The sequence below is a fragment of the Desulfovibrio subterraneus genome (assembly GCF_013340285.1).
Taxonomy (GTDB): Bacteria; Desulfobacterota; Desulfovibrionia; order Desulfovibrionales; family Desulfovibrionaceae; genus Halodesulfovibrio; species Halodesulfovibrio subterraneus.
In genome coordinates this window covers 628-1,173 of sequence record NZ_BLVO01000018.1, presented here as the reverse complement: position 1 = coordinate 1,173, position 546 = coordinate 628, and the positions used below count along the sequence as shown (strand labels likewise).

1 protein-coding gene is annotated in these 546 nt (G+C 62.3%); it reads right to left on the bottom strand.

Annotated features, from left to right (window positions below):
• The coding region (locus HUV30_RS18275) for a VCBS domain-containing protein (protein ID WP_205245259.1) at positions 1 to 546 on the bottom strand (546 nt) is incomplete at both ends.

Sequence of the window (546 nt, the reverse complement as noted above, 5' to 3'; positions counted from 1 at the left end):
GCGTGTCGCCGCCGTTGGTCGTCACCGTAAAGGTCTCGGTTCGAATATCGCCATTGTCCAGCGCCTGCGCGCGGCCATCCAGCTCGTATTTCCATTCACCGGTTTCAGTGATGGTCAGCTTGCCGTAGGAACCATCCAGCGGGGCATCGGCTCCATGCGCCACGAACCCGCTTTCACCGGCGTCCGCATCCACGGCCGTCAGCGTACCGGAGGCAGCTACGGTCACGTCTTCAGTCACGGCTCCGGTGTCAGTTCCAGTGATGACGGGTGCATCTTCGGTACCGTTCACCGTGATGGTGATGGTGTGCGTGTCGCCGCCGTTGGTCGTCACCGTAAAGGTCTCGGTTCGAATATCACCAGCGTCCAGCGCCTGCGCGCGGCCGTCCAGCTCGTATTTCCATTCACCGGTTTCAGTGATGGTCAGCTTGCCGTAAGAACCATCCAGCGGGGCATCGGCTCCATGCGCCACGAACCCGCTTTCACCGGCGTCCGCATCCACGGCCGTCAGCGTACCGGAGGCAGCTACGGTCACGTCTTCGGTCACGA